Origin of the sequence: uncultured Marinobacter sp., from assembly GCF_947488835.1 — a bacterium.
Taxonomy (GTDB): domain Bacteria; phylum Pseudomonadota; class Gammaproteobacteria; order Pseudomonadales; family Oleiphilaceae; genus Marinobacter.
Genome location: NZ_CANLBK010000003.1, coordinates 363616 through 379671, shown reverse-complemented (window position 1 = coordinate 379671; position 16056 = coordinate 363616). Strand labels below are relative to the sequence as shown.

Sequence of the window (16056 nt, the reverse complement as noted above, 5' to 3'; positions counted from 1 at the left end):
TTGTTGTTTTCAAGGACGATGCTGTGTTTTCCTCACCCTCTTCGCAATGGCTGTTTCTGACTTGTTTACCCAAGTTCGGGCGCACCCGCCGGCGAGCCATGCTCGCAACCATTCCCAACCTTACTGAACTGCTCACCAAAAACGCGGCAACCCTCCGGGCGCTTGGGCTGCATGTTGAAACTGTTACGGCAATTCTGGCATGGCAAAACCATGATATGACCGACGCCAGTGTAAGCTCCGTCCAGCAAATTTTGCAGGCTTGTGAGCGACACGCCATCGGTATTTTGTGCTGGCAGAGCCCGGATTATCCGGAAGCCCTTCGGCACATCCACGATGCACCACTGGTGCTTTACACCCGGGGTGACGCCAGCCTCTTGAGCCGCGAACAGATCGGCATTATCGGCAGCCGTAACGCCACACCTGCTGGGCTGGATCACGCCCGTTGTTTTGCAGGAGAGCTAAGTGGACGGGGGTTGCTGGTAACCAGCGGCCTGGCCTTGGGAGTAGACGGTGCAGCCCATGCCGGCGCACTGGGTGCCGGGCACCCCACCATTGCTGTCATTGGCTGCGGCCTTGATCGCATATACCCGAACCAGCATCGTCGGCTTGGCGAGCGGGTTATCGCGAACGGTCTTCTGGTTTCTGAATACCCGCCGGGTACACCGGCAAGAGCCGCGCACTTTCCCCAGCGCAATCGTATTATCAGTGGCCTCAGTCGCGGCATTCTGGTGGTGGAAGCGGGGCTTAAAAGCGGCTCTCTGATCACCGCCCGCCTGGCGTTGGAACAGGGGCGTGAAGTGTTTGCAATTCCGGGATCAATCCACAGCCCGGTCGCGCGAGGTTGCCATTATCTGATCAAGCAGGGCGCACGGCTGGTAGATCAGGTAGACGATATTCTGGAAGAGTTGGGTGCCTCTTGGACGCAATCACCCGTGCAGCGTTCGCAAGCGCCAGCGGCCAGCCCGGTGGCAACTCTGGACAGCAGGGAAATCGCGGTGTTTGAGGCATTAGGGTATGATCCACAATCTACTGATGCACTGTGCTTGGCAACCGGTCTTCCGGCCGACCAACTTGTCCAGTCTCTTCTGCTCCTAGAGCTTGAAGGGTTGGTAAGTTCTGCCCCCGGAGGTTTCCAGAAAATCGCCTGAGCCCGGTGTGATGATTCATCCCATTTTGGTCTGACAACATCAGCATGGCTGCGCCCAACCCACTAAACGATCAGCAGATTCAGCTTGCCTGCAGCGCAATCCTGCAAGGTGGCGTTATTGCCTACCCCACCGAGGCTGTTTGGGGCTTGGGGTGCGATCCATGGAACCTTCAAGCAGTAACCCGCATCCTGGAACTCAAGAACCGACCGGTAGAGAAAGGCCTGATTCTGGTGGCGGCGTCTATAGAGCAGATCCGGTTCCTGCTGAACCCATTGCCAGAGCAACTTCAATTGGCGGCTTTGTCTCACTGGCCCGGCCCGGTGACCTGCGTGCTGCCGGATGTTAACCAGCAGATTCCAGAGTGGGTGCGTGGCAGTCACAGTTCCATTGCAGTCAGAGTCAGCGAGCACCCGGTGGTTAAGGCTTTGTGTGAGACTGCGGGCATGCCTCTGGTTTCCACCTCCTGCAATCCCGCCGGGGAAGAGCCGGCCCGAGATGCGGAGCAGGTAGGCCACTACTTCAAAGATCAGCTTGATCAGATTGTGTCGGGAGCCCTTGGCGGTAACCGGAAACCCAGCCGAATTATTGATATCGTTAGCGGTAAACAGCTTCGTTAGGAGAATTCATGCCACAGCAACCCGATAGCAACGCGGTTAAGCAGTATCTGCTTGGCTTGCAGGATGCCATTTGCCAGCGTCTGGAAGCACTGGAAGGCGGTGCTGAATTTGTACGTGATGCGTGGGATCGACCGGAGGGCGGCGGCGGTGTGAGCCGGGTCATCAGCGATGGTCGTATTTTCGAAAAAGGCGGGGTTAACTTTTCCCATGTAATGGGTGAAACCATGCCACCGTCGGCCACCGCCCATCGCCCTCACCTTGCCGGTGCCCCATGGGAGGCTATGGGGGTCTCTCTGGTGATTCATCCGAACAATCCGTATGTGCCCACCTCACACGCCAACGTAAGGTTCTTTATCGCCACGCCAGAAACAGGCGAACCGGTTTACTGGTTTGGTGGCGGCTACGACCTGACGCCCTACTACGGCTTTGATGAGGACTGCGTGCACTGGCACAAAACCGCCCAAAACGCCTGCGCGCCCTTTGGAGACGATACTTATCAGCGCTACAAAGACTGGTGTGATGACTATTTTTACCTGAAGCACCGGGACGAGCCGCGCGGTGTAGGTGGCCTGTTTTTCGACGACCACAACACCGGGGATTTCGAGCAGGATTTCGGGTTGATGAAATCCGTGGGCGACAGCTATATCGAAGCTTACGAACCCATTGTACGGCGCCGTATGGAGCAGGCTTTCGGTGAGCGTGAGCGTGATTTTCAGCTCTACCGGCGCGGGCGCTATGTGGAGTTCAACCTGGTGTACGACCGTGGCACCTTGTTTGGCCTGCAATCTGGCGGGCGCACCGAATCCATTCTGATGTCGTTGCCACCATTGGTGCGCTGGGATTACAGCCGGGTACCAGAAGCGGGCAGCGAAGAAGCGCGCTTGACCGAGCATTTTCTGACCGGGCGCGACTGGCTTGCCGGTAACGCGACGTAAACGGGGTTAGAAATGAGCAACGAGCAATACGCGGTGGTCGGCCACCCGATCAATCACAGCAAGTCGCCAAGGATCCACAGTCTATTTGCAAAGCAGACGAGCGAACCTGTGGAATACACCGCGATTCAGGCGCCCCTCGATGGCTTTGCAGATACCGTACGCCAGTTCTTTGAGGGTGGCGGCAAGGGCTTGAACGTAACAGTCCCCTTCAAGGAGCAAGCCTGGGAACTGGCAGATCAGCGCGCGGCACGGGCGGAGAAAGCCGGTGCTGCCAATACGCTGTACCAGAACAGCGAGGGCCAGCTGGTGGCCGACAATACCGATGGCCAGGGCTTGGTGCAGGATCTTACCGTCAATCATGGTATTCAGCTTAAAAACGCAAACATACTGATACTGGGTGCAGGCGGTGCCGTGCGTGGTGTACTTGGGCCGTTGCTGGCACAGCAGCCCGCCAGGCTGACGATCGCAAACCGCACAGTGGCCAAAGCCGAAGCACTGGCTACACTGTTTGCAGATGAGGCTAATGTTACTAAGCTAAGCGCTTGTGGATTTAATGAGCCAGATCAATCGTTTGATTTAATTATCAATGGTACTAGCGCCAGTTTGCAGAGGGACTTACCACCCATTAACGCAAATGTGATTGCGGTGGATACCGTTGTTTACGACATGATGTATTCTCTGCAGACAACCACGTTTAACCAGTGGGCTCTGGATAGTGGAGCTGTTCGGGTATTTGATGGGTTGGGTATGCTGGTTGAACAGGCCGCTGAATCCTTCCGTGTGTGGCGCGGAGTGCAGCCAGACACAGCGCCGGTTATCGATGTATTGCGAAACGACTAAGACAATATCCCGTAAGGGCTATCTACAAATGTTATCCATGAAGGGCTATGCATGGACATTCTTACCCTCGTAGGGCTTGTCGCCGGCATTCTGATCGTGATTTTGGCAATGCTGGCCAATGCCTCGCTTCTTACCTTTCTTAATCTGCCGGGGCTGGCCATTGTTATTGGCGGTACCTTTGCGGTCACACTCGTAAAATTCCGCATGTCTTCGGTGATGAGTGCCTTTCGCCTGGCCATGAGCGCCGCCTTCACCGACAAAGTTGAGCGCCCTACCGACTTGATTCGCGAGTCTGGTGAGCTGGCCATGGTTGTACGTAAAGAAGGCATTCTGGGCCTGGAAAACCATCGTACCGCCAATGAATTTCTGCAAAAAGCCATTTACCTGTGTGTAGACGGCCATCCCCCTGAGATGGTTGAAGAGGCGCTGGCACAGGAATCCCAGCAGATGGCAGAGCGCTACGAAGTGGCGGAGCGGGTATTCCGGGGTATTGGCGAGTCGGCACCGGCGATTGGAATGCTAGGTACCCTGGTGGGTCTGGTGCAGATGCTCAACTCCCTGGACGACCCTTCTTCCATTGGCCCGGCAATGGCCATTGCCTTGCTGACAACGCTTTATGGTGCCTTTATTGCTCAGTTGATCGCCCTGCCGCTGGCGGACAAGCTTCAACTGAAAGCGGAAGACGAAAGCCGTAACCAGATCCTGATCATCACCTCCATACGCAATATTATGCGTGGAGAAAACCCCAGAGTGATGACCGAGTTACTCTCCTCGTTTGTAACGCCGGAACACCGCAAAGGGCTGGTGCCGGAGCGGGAGGCCTGAGGTTTTGCAAACTATCCGGAAGGCCAGAAAGCCCAAGCAGACCAATCAAACACCTGCGTGGATTGTTACCTTTGCCGATCTTGCCACGCTGCTGCTGACGTTTTTTATACTGCTGCTGTCTTTTGCGGAAATGGATATTGAGAAATACAAAGCCATGGCCAACTCCATGTCCGTGGCCTTTGGTTCTTCTAACGTGCTGGGTGACGGTGTAGGCGGCTCGCCGATCACCCTTGTAGAGTCTGATACTGTCTCCCTGCCCGAACCCACGGAGTCCCAGACCCGGGAACCTGAATTCATTGATGAGCGAGCGCCAGAAACAGCAGACACCATTATTTCTGGCGGCGTGCTGGATCTGGCCAGCCGCATGATAAGCGAGCTTGAAAACGAAGTTGCTTCCGAGGCTTTGGTGGTCAATTACGACCAGAACAAAGTTGTTATCCGATTCTCGGAAGAAGCCACATTCCGCTCCGGCCAGGCAGCTATCAAACCGGAGATGATCCCCATTATCGAACGGGTGGTGGACGTATTGGCGGGTTGTACCGGCGACGTTCTGGTTTCCGGTTACACCGACGACAGGCCCATCTCCAGCAGCCGATATCGATCCAATTGGGATCTTTCGGCCGCCCGTGCGGTGTCAGTGGTACACGAACTGGTGATGAGCAAGCAGGTGCCTGCGGAACGCGTTGTCGCAGCTGGACGAGCGGAAACCAACCCCCTGGCCCCGAACGACACCGCGGAAAACCGGGCACTGAACCGCCGCGTGGAAATTGCCATTCGTGATCCGGAATGTGACGAATCTATCTCAACCGGCGACTTGCCGGTGGAAATCCTGCCCTGAGCATAAGCTGATCTAGAAAGGAGAGAATGACTATGAGCGGCCCTGATAAACCCAAGGTTTTGGACGAAGAGTGGAGCGATGAGCGTATAAAAAGCCATCTGCCACGCGAGCAGAAAGAGGAAGGATCTGACTACACCGCCCTGCTTAAAGCCTACCGAGCCATGAGAGCAGAGGATTTTGGACGCTTCGTAGGTTTCTTTGTGGAAGCTGGCGGTGATCTGAATGCCACCAACGAGGCGGGTGAAACCTTTCTGGACCACGTATCCCAGCACCACAAAGGCGCAGACTACGCCCGGGCGCTGGAACTGGCTGGCGCGAAAAGGAGCGCAGCGACCGAGCACTAAACCTCGGCCAGATACTCATCTTTGAGCTTCACATAGTTGGCCGCTGTGTACGCAAAAAACGTGCGTTCCTTATCGGACAAAGCACGCGCCTTCTTGCATGGCGAGCCAACATACAGATGCCCGGACTCCAGTGTTTTTCCCGGCGGCACCAAACAGCCGGCTGCGACAATCACCTCATCCTCCACCACCGCACCATCCATAATGATACAGCCCATGCCCACCAGCACCCGGCTACCAATGGTGCAGCCATGTAGCAAAGCCTTGTGCCCCACGGTCACATCGTCACCCAGAGTTAGCGGGTGGCCGCCCGGGTTAAAATCACTGGCATGAGTGATATGGAGCACCGAGCCGTCCTGAATACTGCAACGGTCGCCAATGCGGATCCTGTGCATATCACCCCGCACTACGGTCATCGGCCAGATGGAGCAATCCTTGCCGGTTTTGACATCGCCGATCACTACCGCACTGGGATCGACCAGAGTGCGCTCTCCTAAATCTGGCGTGATACCCTTGTGAGAACGTATATTCGTCATTACATATACCTTAGTTGCGTTTGCCCGGAAGTTGGGGGCGGCTGTGCGGAGGCTTTGCCAAAACCGTGCGGAGCCATGGGTGAAGAGCGAAAGCTCTTCACGGGCTGGCCATGGATGGCCAGCCCAGGACTCTCACTGCGCGGCAGGAGCATTAAGCAGTGAGAGGCGGAGCCGAGCCTACATGGACGTATTCATGGCGTGTTTTGGCAAAGCCTCCACACAGACGTCTTCCTCCGATGATTGATATTAATGAAGCTACCTCACATTTGAACAGCTGAGAAGGGGATCCATGAATAACCCGTTACTGACTGACGACTTGCTGCCAAAGTTTGACCACGTGCGCACCGAACACATGGAAACGGCCATTGACCAGATTCTCAGCGGAAACCGCGTGAAAATCGCCAGCCTGGCCCAGAACGAAGATCCCACCTGGGATACTCTGGTTCAACCCATGCAGTCACTTGAAAACAAGCTGAGCAACGCCTGGTCCGTTATCTCACACCTCAACAGCGTGATGAACAACGACGACCTGCGCAAAGTTTATAAAAACTGTCTGGAAAAGCTCACCGAGTACAGCACCGAAGTCAGCCAGAACTCAGCCCTGTGTGAAGCCTACAAAAAGCTCGCCGCCCGGGATGACTTCAGCGAACTGAGCGAAGCCCAACGCAAAGCCGTAGATAACACCCTGCGCGACTTCCACCTTGGCGGCGTCGACCTGCCGGATGATCAGAAAAAACAGTATGCGGACCTCTCCCGCGAACTGTCGGAACTGACTAACCGCTTCAGCGACAACGTGCTGGACGCCACCCAAAACTGGTTCAAGCACATCACGAACGTAGAAGAACTGGCCGGTATTCCGGAATCGGCCCTTGAAGGCGCCAAGCAGGCTGCCAGCCAGAAAGAACTGGATGGCTATGTGATCACCCTGGATTTCCCCAGCTTCTTCCCGGTCATGACCTATTGCGACAACCGTGAGCTGCGCCACGAAGTCTACGAAGCCTTTGTTACCCGCGCTTCAGACGTAGGGCCGGATGCCGGAACCTGGGACAACACCCAGGTAATGGCCGAAATCCTCAAACGCCGCCACGCCCTGGCCAAACTCCTGGGTTTCAATAACTACGCCGAACGCTCACTGGCCAAGAAAATGGCCCGGGATACCGACGAAGTACTGGGTTTTCTCAACGAATTGGCGGCCAAATCCAAGCCGGTTGCAGAGAAGGACTATGCCGAGCTTAAAGCCTTCGCCAAAGATGAGCACGGCCTGGATGATCTGAAAGCTTGGGATGTGGGCTACTACAGTGAAAAGCTTCGCCAGCAGCGCTATGACATCTCCCCCGAAACACTCCGCCCCTGGTTCCCTGTGGATAAAGTGGTGCCTGGCCTGTTCCGGGTTGCTGAGAAGCTGTTTGATATACAGATTGAAGCCAAACCAGATGTAGAAACCTGGCACGAAGATGCCACCGCCTACTGCATCAGCCGCAACGGCGAGCCCATCGCCTGGTTCTACTTTGACCTGTTTGCACGTCAGGGTAAGCGCGGTGGCGCCTGGATGGCCGATTGTCGTGTACGCTGGCGCGATCAGCGCGGCGCATTGCAATTGCCGGTGGCGTTCCTCACCTGCAACTTTACGCCACCGGTGAACGGCAAACCGTCGTTGCTTACTCACGACGAAGTAACCACCCTGTTCCACGAATTCGGCCATGGCCTGCACCACATGCTCACTCAGGTGGAAGTCATGGATGTGTCTGGCATCAACGGCGTGGCCTGGGATGCGGTAGAGCTGCCCAGCCAGTTCCTGGAAAACTGGTGCTGGAACCCCGAGTCTCTGGCCTTGATTGCCAGCCACCACGAAACCGGTGAGTCCTTACCGGAAGACTTGTTGCAGAAGCTGCTTGCAGCGAAAAACTTCCAGTCGGGCATGGCCATGGTGCGGCAGTTGGAGTTCTCCCTGTTCGACTTCCGCCTGCACGCGGAATTCACCGAAGAGGCCCCAACCAACCCGCTGCACATGCACCGCAAAGTGCGTGATGAAATTGCCGTGGTGGACGGGCCGGAGTTCAACCGATTCCCCAACGCCTTCTCTCACATCTTCGCTGGCGGTTACGCCGCGGGTTATTACAGCTACAAGTGGGCGGAAGTGCTGGCAGCCGATGCCTTCTCGCTGTTTGAGGAAAACGGCATCTTCGATCCTGAAACCGGCCGGGCGTTTCTGGAGAACATTCTGGAAAAAGGCGGGTCTCAGGAGCCAATGGAGTTGTTCAAAGCGTTCCGTGGCCGTGAGCCGCAGGTGGATGCACTTCTGAAACAGACTGGCATCACAGACGAAGCAGCCTGATCCAACCCTCTCCGGTGGTTGTTACAGCCACCGGGGTCTTATTCTGGAGTTACGTTATGGCGACCCCCAAACGTTTTATAGCCGGTGCGGTTTGTCCCCGCTGTGCGGAGATGGACAAGATTATGATGTTCACCGACGACAACGACGAGCAGATTCGCGAGTGTGTGGCATGTGGTTTTACTGATGCCATATCGGATGCTAAGCAGCCTGAAAATCCGGAACTGGAGACTCGGGTTAATCAGCGTGAGAACACTGACGATCATACGGTTAAGCAGGTTGTTTTCTTTAAGGCTGGGAGTGAGGACTAAAGACTAAGGCTTGTAGCCTGTTGGCTTGGAGGTGTTCGAGGCCGCGGCGATATATTTTTCTTCTGGGAAAAACAACTCGCTGCGCTCAGACATCTTTTTCCCGGCAGAAAAACATCTCCCCACGTCCTCTTGTTCATACTGCGGAGGCAATTCAGGTTAAAAGATAAGGAAGTTCGGTTCGTTCAGTATGGTTTGAATTCCATACTCTAGATTTCAAACTCTGGTTTCTCATATCCAGTGTTGGCAGCACTGAAAACATAGCCAGGAATACTCACCCTCCCCATTTGTTTCCTACGATATCTGTACTGTCTGCTCAGAGGGTGCGGTGGGTCTTTTCTGGCGGAAAAAAGATGTCTGAGCGAAGCGAGTTCCTTTTTTCCAGAAGAAAAGACCCACCGTGACCTCATAGCCCCCAAACTGGCAGGCTACAAAAGAAGGCCACCTCCAAGGTTCACGAAGTCAGAGAACCATAGCCGCCAACCACCCAAACCCAAGCAACGGCAGGTTGTAGTGCAGGAACGTGGGCACTACGGAATCCCAGATGTGGTTGTGCTGGCCGTCTACGTTCAGACCGGCAGTGGGCCCCAAGGTTGAGTCGGAGGCTGGGGAGCCAGCATCACCCAGGGCGCCGGCGGTGCCGACCAAGGCAACGATGGCCAAGGAGCTGAAGCCCATTTCCAGAGCCAGAGGCACGTAGAGAGCGGCGATGATGGGGATGGTGGAGAAAGATGAGCCGATGCCCATGGTGATCATCAGGCCTACCAGCAGCATCAGCAGAGCGGCCATGGGCTTGTTGTTGCCGATCATGTCTACAGAGCTTTGTACCAGGGTGGCGATTTCGCCGGTTTCACGCATTACTTCCGCAAAACCAGATGCTGCGATCATGATGAAGCCGATCATGGCCAGCATTTTCATGCCTTCGGTAAACAGGTCGTCGGCTTCTTTCCACTTAACCACGCCGGAAAGGTTGAACAACAGGAAGCCCGCCAGCGCGCCAAGGATCATTGAACCTAGCCAGAGCTGAACCACGAAGGCGACCACAATCGCGACAACCGCCATGAACAATGTGCCGGAGCTGTAAGACACGTTTACGCGCTCGGTGCGGGTAATGGCTTCCAGGTCGTATTCACGGTCACCGCGGTAGGTGAAGAATACCGCAACCAGCAGGCCGCAGAGCATGCCCAAGGCAGGCAGAGCCATGGCGTGCATTACGCTCAGGCCTTCGGTTTCACCGCCGTTGGTGCTGATTTTGGCCATCAGGATGTCGTTCAGGTAGATGCCGCCGAAACCGATGGGCAGGAACATGTACGGGGTGATCAAACCGAAGGTTAGCGCACAGGCAACGAGGCGGCGATCCATTTTAAGTTTCGCCATCACGTACAGCATGGGCGGAACAACCAGTGGAATGAAGGCAATGTGGATCGGCAGAATGTTCTGTGACGACAGGGCAATCAGCACCAGCACACCGATGATCATGTAACGCACGCTCTTGGCCGCAGTGCTGTTTTCCTGTTGGCCGACCATGGCCAGGGTTTTGTCTGCCAGCGCGTGGGCGAGGCCGGATTTTCCTATGGCAACGGCGAAGGCACCGAGGGTAGCGTACGAAAGTGCAACGGTGGCACCGCCGCCCAAGCCGTTGTTAAAGGCTTCAATGGTGGCTTCAAGAGACAATCCCGCAATCAGGCCGCCAGATACGGCGCCTACGATAAGGGCAACAACAACGTGGATGCGGGCCAAACTCAGCACGAGCATGATCAGCACCGCGGCAACGACGGCATTCATGGGAAAACTCCGAGTACGGGGGTGGATTATCCCGCCTTCATGGGAAGGCAGATATTATGAAAACGCGGTAATGTGCAGTAATTGGCCAGCTGAGTCAAAGGACTTGTGTAACCGTCAGTCCTTATCAATCCGGGCAAAACGCGGAACCTGTTCACCTGCCACGTTTACCGTTTCCCGGAACATGTTGAGCGGGCGCACCCACAGGCTGTGGTCACCATAAAGGCAACGGTAAACCACCAGCTTCTCTTCGGTTTCGCTGTGCCGGGCAATATCGATTACTTCGTAATCCATGCCTTTATAATGCCGGTAGCGACCGGGTCGGATATCGGTTTTTCGGTCTGTCATAGTGAGTTCCTGGGAGTCTTTGGATGCGCTTGGCGCAGTTCATGGCCAAATCAGGTCAGGTTGGAGCCTAAGGAAAAGCGGATATGATTGCGGGTCAGGAGGTTTTCCCAGTAGCGTCGCATCCAGCTCCAGGCGTCGTTGTTTACCTGTTCAACGAAGGGGTCCAGATTGAGTTCATAATAATCCGGCGTACCGGCAATTTGCAGCACGGTGACGGTGATTGAGTCATCCAGTTCGTTTGCGAAGGGCTCGCCAATAAGTTCGTGGACCAGCAGGTTAGCACGAGTTGCTTCTATATCGACAAGCCCGCCGGTTCGGATGGAGTGATTGTTTTCGTGCATCTCTTCCATCAGGCGGTGGCAGAGGTAGGCGCGTATCAGAAGGCCGTCCAGGCCATCGTAGTGCACCAGCAGTACCGATGGCTCGGTGAAGTAACCAATGGCGGCTTTCACAAAGGGGTCAAACAGCTGGGCGGTGCCGGCTTCCTGTGCACAGGCATCCACACACTCTATGAGCCGTGGTGCCATTTCTATGTATTCAATGGCGAACTGAAACAGGCAGGCCGCAGGCTGGTAGCCCTCAATGGTGACGGCCGAAGGCAACGCCGCTGCCTTTTTATGCAACTGCTTCAGAAAGGTTCCAGAGCGAGCTTCCTTGCGCCGCGCGTGGTCAATGATTTCCAGAACTGCCTGTGGAGTCATTTGAGGACATGCCAGTGTCTGAACAGTTTGAGGTCGCAAGGCGCCTCCCGTATCGGGCAATGGGGAACCGGGCAACTGAGCTGCGGCGGGTTGCCACCACTTACCCGCACGAGGCGCCCTTCTTTTCTGACAAGTGTAGACGAGATTTTGCGAGCTGCGATTTCTGGAGTGTCAGAAATTGTTAACATTTGCCCACCACTATAGGGTGCTGAACCACCGATCGTTACGTGTGTGCGACCAGCAAAGCCAACCCATACTGGCTGCACGGGCAAGCATAAGGCAGATCAGAGAAAACCACAGGCCGTGATTTCCCCAGCCGGTGGTCAGCCACCAGATGGGGGCAAATACCCCCAGTGCGGAAAACAACATAGTGTTCTGCATGTCCCGGGTGCGCGTTGCGCCGATGAATACGCCATCAAACAAGAAACCCCATACGGAAGTGAACGGCAGCAACCAGAGCCAGGGCAGATATTGCCAGGCTGTGGTGCGAACCTCTTCGATACCGGTCAGCAGTGCGATCAGCCCCCGGCCACCGAGGACGAACAGAATAGTCAGCAACAGCGAGCCCCAGAGAGACCAGCGTAGCGCGCAGCGAAACACCACCATAAAGCGGCGTTTGCTGTTTCTGCCAACAGCCTCTCCGATCAGCGCTTCTGCCGCATTGGCAAAGCCGTCCAGCGCATTGGAGATCAGAAGCAGGAAAGTAATCAGCACCGCGTTGGCTGCCAGAATGGTGTCGCCCTGACGAGCCCCTTGGGCGGTAAAAAATGCCAGCACCAGTAACAGCGCTATGGTGCGAACCATGATGTAGCGGTTTACCTGCAAGATGGCTAAGTAGTCTGCAAGGGCGCCGAATAGCTCCCGGGTAAGTTTTTGCCCGTCGGGCATACGCTGCAACACGATAATAAAACCGATGATGGCAGCACCGTACTCGGCGATCACCGTGGCAATGGCCACGCCCCGGCTGTTCCAGCCCAACACTGTCACGAAGAATACATCCAGCACGATATTCAGGCCGTTGGCCACAATCAGCATGATCATCGGCCCGCGAGCGTACTGAGTGCCAATGAGCCAGCCTACAAGCGTGTACTGGCACAGCACTGCAGGGGCGCTCCAGATTCTGATAGCCGCATACTCAGCAGCTAGTTCGGTTACTTCGAGGCTGGCGTTCATCAGAACCAGCCCGATTCGAATCAGCGGTTGATGGCACAGAATCAGCAACAGGCCGATACCCACCGCCAACATCACCGAGCGCAAAAGAAGAGCAACCTGGCTGAAGCTGTCGCGCTTGCCCCAGGCCTGGGCGGCCAGCCCGGTAGTGCCCATGCGCATGAAACCGAAGGTCCAATACAGGATGGTGAACAGGTTAGCGCCAACCGCCACGGCTCCCAGATACTCCGGGCTTTCCAGGTGCCCGAGTACAGCTGTATCTACCAGACCTAACAAAGGAACCGTCAGGTTGGTGAGCATCAATGGCCACGCCAGTGCCCATAAACGCCTGTCTGTAACCGACAACTTGAATGTCATATTCGATTTGCTTCTTAAAGGATTGTGTTTAGTCGTTTTGGGTTTAATGACTTTTTAGTCTTTTTTTGATCTGTGTCTATACTCGATGGTGATGTATCCATAAGCAGGCTTTCACTCTGCGAATTTCTGGCGAATGCGAGCGTCGGAGAAAGAGTAGAGGGATTACGCAAAATCCGACAAGAATAATACTCTGTGGAGACACAGTATGCGCGTGCACGCTCAGCGGGTAGGTGCCCTTTTAGGCGGTTTATTGTTTCCCGCGCTGTCCATGGCGGACTGGACGGTAAACATGACCCCCGGGGTAACCGGTACCAGTAACGATATATTTGATCTACACATGACCATTTTCTGGATCTGCGTTGCCATTGGCGCCGTGGTATTCGGGATCATGTTCTGGTCTATATTTGCCCATCGTAAGTCACAGGGGGCAAAACCTGCCAATTTTCATGAAAATACGATGGTTGAGGTCCTCTGGACGCTCATACCGCTTGTCATTCTCGTCATTATGGCGATTCCCGCCACCGCTACCCTGATTGATATGTACGACACCACTGAGTCGGATATCGATATCAAGGTAACTGGCTACCAGTGGAAGTGGCAGTACGAATATATCAACGAAGATTTCGGCTACTTTTCCAACCTCACAACGCCGTCAGACCAAATCAGAAACCGACAGGCCAAGGGCGAAAACTATCTGCTGGAGGTGGATAAGCCCATGGTGATTCCGGTAGGTAAGAAGGTTCGCTTCCTGCTGACGGCAAACGATGTCATTCACTCCTGGTGGGTGCCTGATTTCGGCGTTAAAAAGGATGCCATTCCCGGCTTTATCAACGAAGCCTGGACCCGGGTCGACAAGCCGGGCACCTATCGGGGCCAGTGCACAGAGCTGTGTGGCAAGGACCACGGCTTTATGCCAGTGGTAGTGAAAGCCGTGCCGGAAGAGGAATACAACACCTGGGTAGCTGATCAGAAAGCAGCCGCCGAGAAAGAGCGTGAGTTGACCCAGAAAGACTGGACCATGGAAGAGCTGATGGAGCGAGGCAAGACAGCCTACGCCACTGCATGTGCTGCCTGTCACCAGGCAGATGGCAGCGGTGCGCCACCGGCATTCCCGGCACTCAGGGGCAGCGCCATTGCGACCGGAGACATGGCCGCGCACATCGATGTTGTCGTCAACGGTGTGTCAGGTACGGCTATGCAGGCCTTCGGCGGGCAGCTGAATGAAGCGGATCTTGCGGCCATCATTACCTACGAGCGTAACGCCTGGGGTAACAAGATGGGTGACATGGTCACGCCAAAAGAAATCTTCGATTACAAGAACCAACAGTAATCAACGCCAGATAACAGATATCACCAGCCACAATAATTGGCGGTAACGGGGGTTTTCATGAGTGCGGTTGCAGGTACCCACGCACAAGATCATCATCACGGCCCGGCTAGCGGCATCAGCCGCTGGCTGCTGACCACAAACCACAAGGATATCGGGTCCATGTACCTGATATTCAGTTTCACCATGTTCCTTCTCGGCGGAACCATGGCGATGGTTATCCGGGCAGAGTTATTCCAGCCCGGGCTGCAGATTGTTCAGCCGGAATTTTTTAACCAGATGACCACCATGCACGGCCTGATTATGGTCTTTGGTGCGGTTATGCCGGCGTTTGTCGGCCTTGCCAACTGGATGATACCGCTGATGATTGGCGCGCCGGACATGGCGTTGCCACGGATGAACAACTGGAGTTTCTGGCTGCTGCCATGTGCCTTCCTGATTCTGGTTTCAACACTGTTCATGGAAGGTGGGGCACCCAACTTCGGTTGGACCTTCTACGCGCCGCTTTCTACGACCTACGGGCCGCCAAGCACGACCTTCTTTATCTTCGCCATCCACATTATGGGTGTGTCGTCGATCATGGGCGCGATCAACGTGATTGCCACGGTACTGAACATGCGGGCGCCGGGCATGACGTTGATGAAAATGCCCATGTTTGTATGGACCTGGCTGATCACTGCGTTTTTGCTGATTGCGGTAATGCCGGTGCTGGCGGGTGTGGTCACCATGATGCTAATGGACATCAACTTCGGCACCAGCTTCTTTAATGCGGCGGGCGGCGGCGACCCGGTGCTGTTCCAGCACGTGTTCTGGTTCTTCGGGCATCCGGAGGTTTATATAATGATCCTCCCGGCATTCGGGGCCATCTCCCAGATTATCCCGGCATTTTCCCGCAAGCGCTTGTTTGGCTACGCTTCCATGGTTTACGCCACAGGCGCCATCGCGCTCTTGTCGTTCCTTGTGTGGGCACACCACATGTTCACTGTGGGCGTGCCTTTGGCCGGGCAACTCTTCTTCATGTACGCCACCTTGCTGATTGCCGTACCCACAGGGGTGAAGGTGTTCAACTGGGTGGCGACCATGTTCCGGGGCTCTCTCACGTTGGAGGCGCCCATGCTGTTTGCCATTGCCTTCGTGATTCTGTTCTCCATCGGAGGCTTTTCCGGCCTGATGCTGGCGATTGCTCCGGCGGACTTCCAATACCACGACACCTACTTTGTAGTGGCTCACTTCCATTACGTACTGGTGCCAGGTGCCATCTTCGGCATCTTTGCGTCGGCCTATTTCTGGCTGCCCAAGTGGACGGGCTATATGTACGACGAAACCCTGGCCAAAACCCATTTCTGGTTGTCATTTGTCGGCATGAACCTGGCCTTCTTCCCGATGCACTTCCTGGGGCTTGCCGGGATGCCGCGGAGGATTCCGGATTACGCACTGCAGTTCGCTGATTTCAATATGGTGTCCAGTATCGGTGCCTTCATGTTCGGCGCTACTCAACTGCTGTTCCTGCTGATTGTTGTGAAGTGCGCCAGAGGCGGTGTTAAAGCACCAGCCAAGCCCTGGGAAGGAGCTGAGGGTCTGGAGTGGGAGGTTCCTTCACCAGCGCCTTACCACACCTTCACCACGCCACCAGATGTGAAATAGGAGGCTG

The 16056-nt window shown here is 55.4% G+C and carries 16 protein-coding genes; 11 read left to right on the top strand and 5 right to left on the bottom strand.

Translation table 11 applies throughout. The features are described from left to right. Positions 1 to 23 precede the first annotated feature (23 nt). From dprA to Q0824_RS13165, 7 genes are read left to right on the top strand one after another with little or no spacing between them, the layout of a single operon-like run. On the top strand, positions 24 to 1148 hold the full coding sequence (dprA, locus tag Q0824_RS13195; RefSeq protein WP_298451412.1) for a DNA-processing protein DprA: 1125 nt from the start codon (positions 24 to 26) through the stop codon (positions 1146 to 1148). 44 nt (positions 1149 to 1192) lie between these two features. Beyond that, positions 1193 to 1765: an L-threonylcarbamoyladenylate synthase gene (locus Q0824_RS13190; RefSeq protein ID WP_298451409.1), complete on the top strand. Its 573-nt coding sequence runs from the start codon at positions 1193 to 1195 to the stop codon at positions 1763 to 1765. A gap of 8 nt (positions 1766 to 1773) precedes the next feature. Further along, positions 1774 to 2700 (top strand): oxygen-dependent coproporphyrinogen oxidase, encoded by a 927-nt coding sequence (gene hemF / locus Q0824_RS13185; RefSeq protein WP_298451406.1) that lies wholly within the window; start codon positions 1774 to 1776, stop codon positions 2698 to 2700. Between the two features lie 12 nt (positions 2701 to 2712). Continuing rightward, positions 2713 to 3540, top strand: a complete 828-nt coding sequence (gene aroE, locus Q0824_RS13180; RefSeq protein WP_298451403.1) for a shikimate dehydrogenase — start codon at positions 2713 to 2715, stop codon at positions 3538 to 3540. A gap of 51 nt (positions 3541 to 3591) precedes the next feature. After that, positions 3592 to 4365 carry a MotA/TolQ/ExbB proton channel family protein gene (locus tag Q0824_RS13175; RefSeq protein ID WP_298451401.1) on the top strand — a complete coding sequence of 258 codons (774 nt, stop codon included), beginning with the start codon at positions 3592 to 3594 and terminating at the stop codon, positions 4363 to 4365. Positions 4366 to 4369: 4 nt separating this feature from the next. Next, entirely contained in the window at positions 4370 to 5203 is an 834-nt protein-coding gene (locus Q0824_RS13170; RefSeq protein WP_298451398.1) for a flagellar motor protein MotB, read from the top strand. Between the two features lie 32 nt (positions 5204 to 5235). After that, a complete protein-coding gene (locus Q0824_RS13165) occupies positions 5236 to 5547 on the top strand; it encodes a PA4642 family protein (RefSeq protein ID WP_298451395.1) in 312 nt (103 codons plus the stop codon). Here Q0824_RS13165 and Q0824_RS13160 read toward each other — a convergent pair. After that, entirely contained in the window at positions 5544 to 6080 is a 537-nt protein-coding gene (locus Q0824_RS13160; protein ID WP_298451392.1) for a gamma carbonic anhydrase family protein, read from the bottom strand. The genes Q0824_RS13165 and Q0824_RS13160 overlap by 4 nt on opposite strands. A 289-nt stretch (positions 6081 to 6369) precedes the next feature. Here Q0824_RS13160 and prlC point away from each other — a divergent pair, with 289 nt between their 5' ends. Both prlC and Q0824_RS13150 read left to right on the top strand, forming a co-directional pair. Next, the gene (gene prlC / locus Q0824_RS13155; RefSeq protein WP_298451389.1) at positions 6370 to 8415 is read left to right on the top strand and encodes an oligopeptidase A; all 2046 of its coding nucleotides are present in this window, start codon (positions 6370 to 6372) and stop codon (positions 8413 to 8415) included. Positions 8416 to 8471: 56 nt separating this feature from the next. Next, entirely contained in the window at positions 8472 to 8723 is a 252-nt protein-coding gene (locus Q0824_RS13150) for a YheV family putative zinc ribbon protein (RefSeq protein WP_298451387.1), read from the top strand. A 459-nt stretch (positions 8724 to 9182) separates the two neighbouring features. On the opposite strand, the gene Q0824_RS13145 is transcribed toward Q0824_RS13150, so the two are convergent. The 4 genes from Q0824_RS13145 to Q0824_RS13130 all read right to left on the bottom strand — a co-directional run bounded on the left by Q0824_RS13145 (position 9183) and on the right by Q0824_RS13130 (position 13078). Further along, positions 9183 to 10505, bottom strand: a complete 1323-nt coding sequence (locus tag Q0824_RS13145) for a Na+/H+ antiporter family protein (RefSeq protein WP_298451384.1) — start codon at positions 10503 to 10505, stop codon at positions 9183 to 9185. Positions 10506 to 10619: 114 nt separating this feature from the next. Then, a complete protein-coding gene (locus Q0824_RS13140) occupies positions 10620 to 10850 on the bottom strand; it encodes a DUF1653 domain-containing protein (RefSeq protein ID WP_298451382.1) in 231 nt (76 codons plus the stop codon). 50 nt (positions 10851 to 10900) lie between these two features. Continuing rightward, on the bottom strand, positions 10901 to 11551 hold the full coding sequence (locus tag Q0824_RS13135; RefSeq protein WP_298451379.1) for a hypothetical protein: 651 nt from the start codon (positions 11549 to 11551) through the stop codon (positions 10901 to 10903). A gap of 198 nt (positions 11552 to 11749) precedes the next feature. Then, a complete protein-coding gene (locus Q0824_RS13130; RefSeq protein ID WP_298451376.1) occupies positions 11750 to 13078 on the bottom strand; it encodes an MATE family efflux transporter in 1329 nt (442 codons plus the stop codon). Between the two features lie 205 nt (positions 13079 to 13283). Between Q0824_RS13130 and coxB the strand changes: the two genes are divergently transcribed. Then, positions 13284 to 14408 carry a cytochrome c oxidase subunit II gene (gene coxB, locus Q0824_RS13125; protein ID WP_298451373.1) on the top strand — a complete coding sequence of 375 codons (1125 nt, stop codon included), beginning with the start codon at positions 13284 to 13286 and terminating at the stop codon, positions 14406 to 14408. A gap of 57 nt (positions 14409 to 14465) precedes the next feature. Then, the gene (gene ctaD / locus Q0824_RS13120) at positions 14466 to 16049 is read left to right on the top strand and encodes a cytochrome c oxidase subunit I (protein ID WP_298451370.1); all 1584 of its coding nucleotides are present in this window, start codon (positions 14466 to 14468) and stop codon (positions 16047 to 16049) included. Positions 16050 to 16056 lie beyond the last annotated feature (7 nt).

What these genes read in the sequence shown, in the direction of transcription:
- Q0824_RS13190 (WP_298451409.1), top strand. Translation starts at nt 1,193, where the DNA reads ATGGCTGCGCCCAACCCACTAAACGATCAGCAGATTCAGCTTGCCTGC.
- hemF (WP_298451406.1), top strand. Translation starts at nt 1,774, where the DNA reads ATGCCACAGCAACCCGATAGCAACGCGGTTAAGCAGTATCTGCTTGGC.
- aroE (WP_298451403.1), top strand. Translation starts at nt 2,713, where the DNA reads ATGAGCAACGAGCAATACGCGGTGGTCGGCCACCCGATCAATCACAGC.
- Q0824_RS13175 (WP_298451401.1), top strand. Translation starts at nt 3,592, where the DNA reads ATGGACATTCTTACCCTCGTAGGGCTTGTCGCCGGCATTCTGATCGTG.
- Q0824_RS13165 (WP_298451395.1), top strand. Translation starts at nt 5,236, where the DNA reads ATGAGCGGCCCTGATAAACCCAAGGTTTTGGACGAAGAGTGGAGCGAT.
- Q0824_RS13160 (WP_298451392.1), bottom strand. Translation starts at nt 6,080, where the DNA reads ATGACGAATATACGTTCTCACAAGGGTATCACGCCAGATTTAGGAGAG.
- prlC (WP_298451389.1), top strand. Translation starts at nt 6,370, where the DNA reads ATGAATAACCCGTTACTGACTGACGACTTGCTGCCAAAGTTTGACCAC.
- Q0824_RS13150 (WP_298451387.1), top strand. Translation starts at nt 8,472, where the DNA reads ATGGCGACCCCCAAACGTTTTATAGCCGGTGCGGTTTGTCCCCGCTGT.
- Q0824_RS13145 (WP_298451384.1), bottom strand. Translation starts at nt 10,505, where the DNA reads ATGAATGCCGTCGTTGCCGCGGTGCTGATCATGCTCGTGCTGAGTTTG.
- Q0824_RS13140 (WP_298451382.1), bottom strand. Translation starts at nt 10,850, where the DNA reads ATGACAGACCGAAAAACCGATATCCGACCCGGTCGCTACCGGCATTAT.
- Q0824_RS13135 (WP_298451379.1), bottom strand. Translation starts at nt 11,551, where the DNA reads ATGACTCCACAGGCAGTTCTGGAAATCATTGACCACGCGCGGCGCAAG.
- Q0824_RS13130 (WP_298451376.1), bottom strand. Translation starts at nt 13,078, where the DNA reads ATGACATTCAAGTTGTCGGTTACAGACAGGCGTTTATGGGCACTGGCG.
- coxB (WP_298451373.1), top strand. Translation starts at nt 13,284, where the DNA reads ATGCGCGTGCACGCTCAGCGGGTAGGTGCCCTTTTAGGCGGTTTATTG.
- ctaD (WP_298451370.1), top strand. Translation starts at nt 14,466, where the DNA reads ATGAGTGCGGTTGCAGGTACCCACGCACAAGATCATCATCACGGCCCG.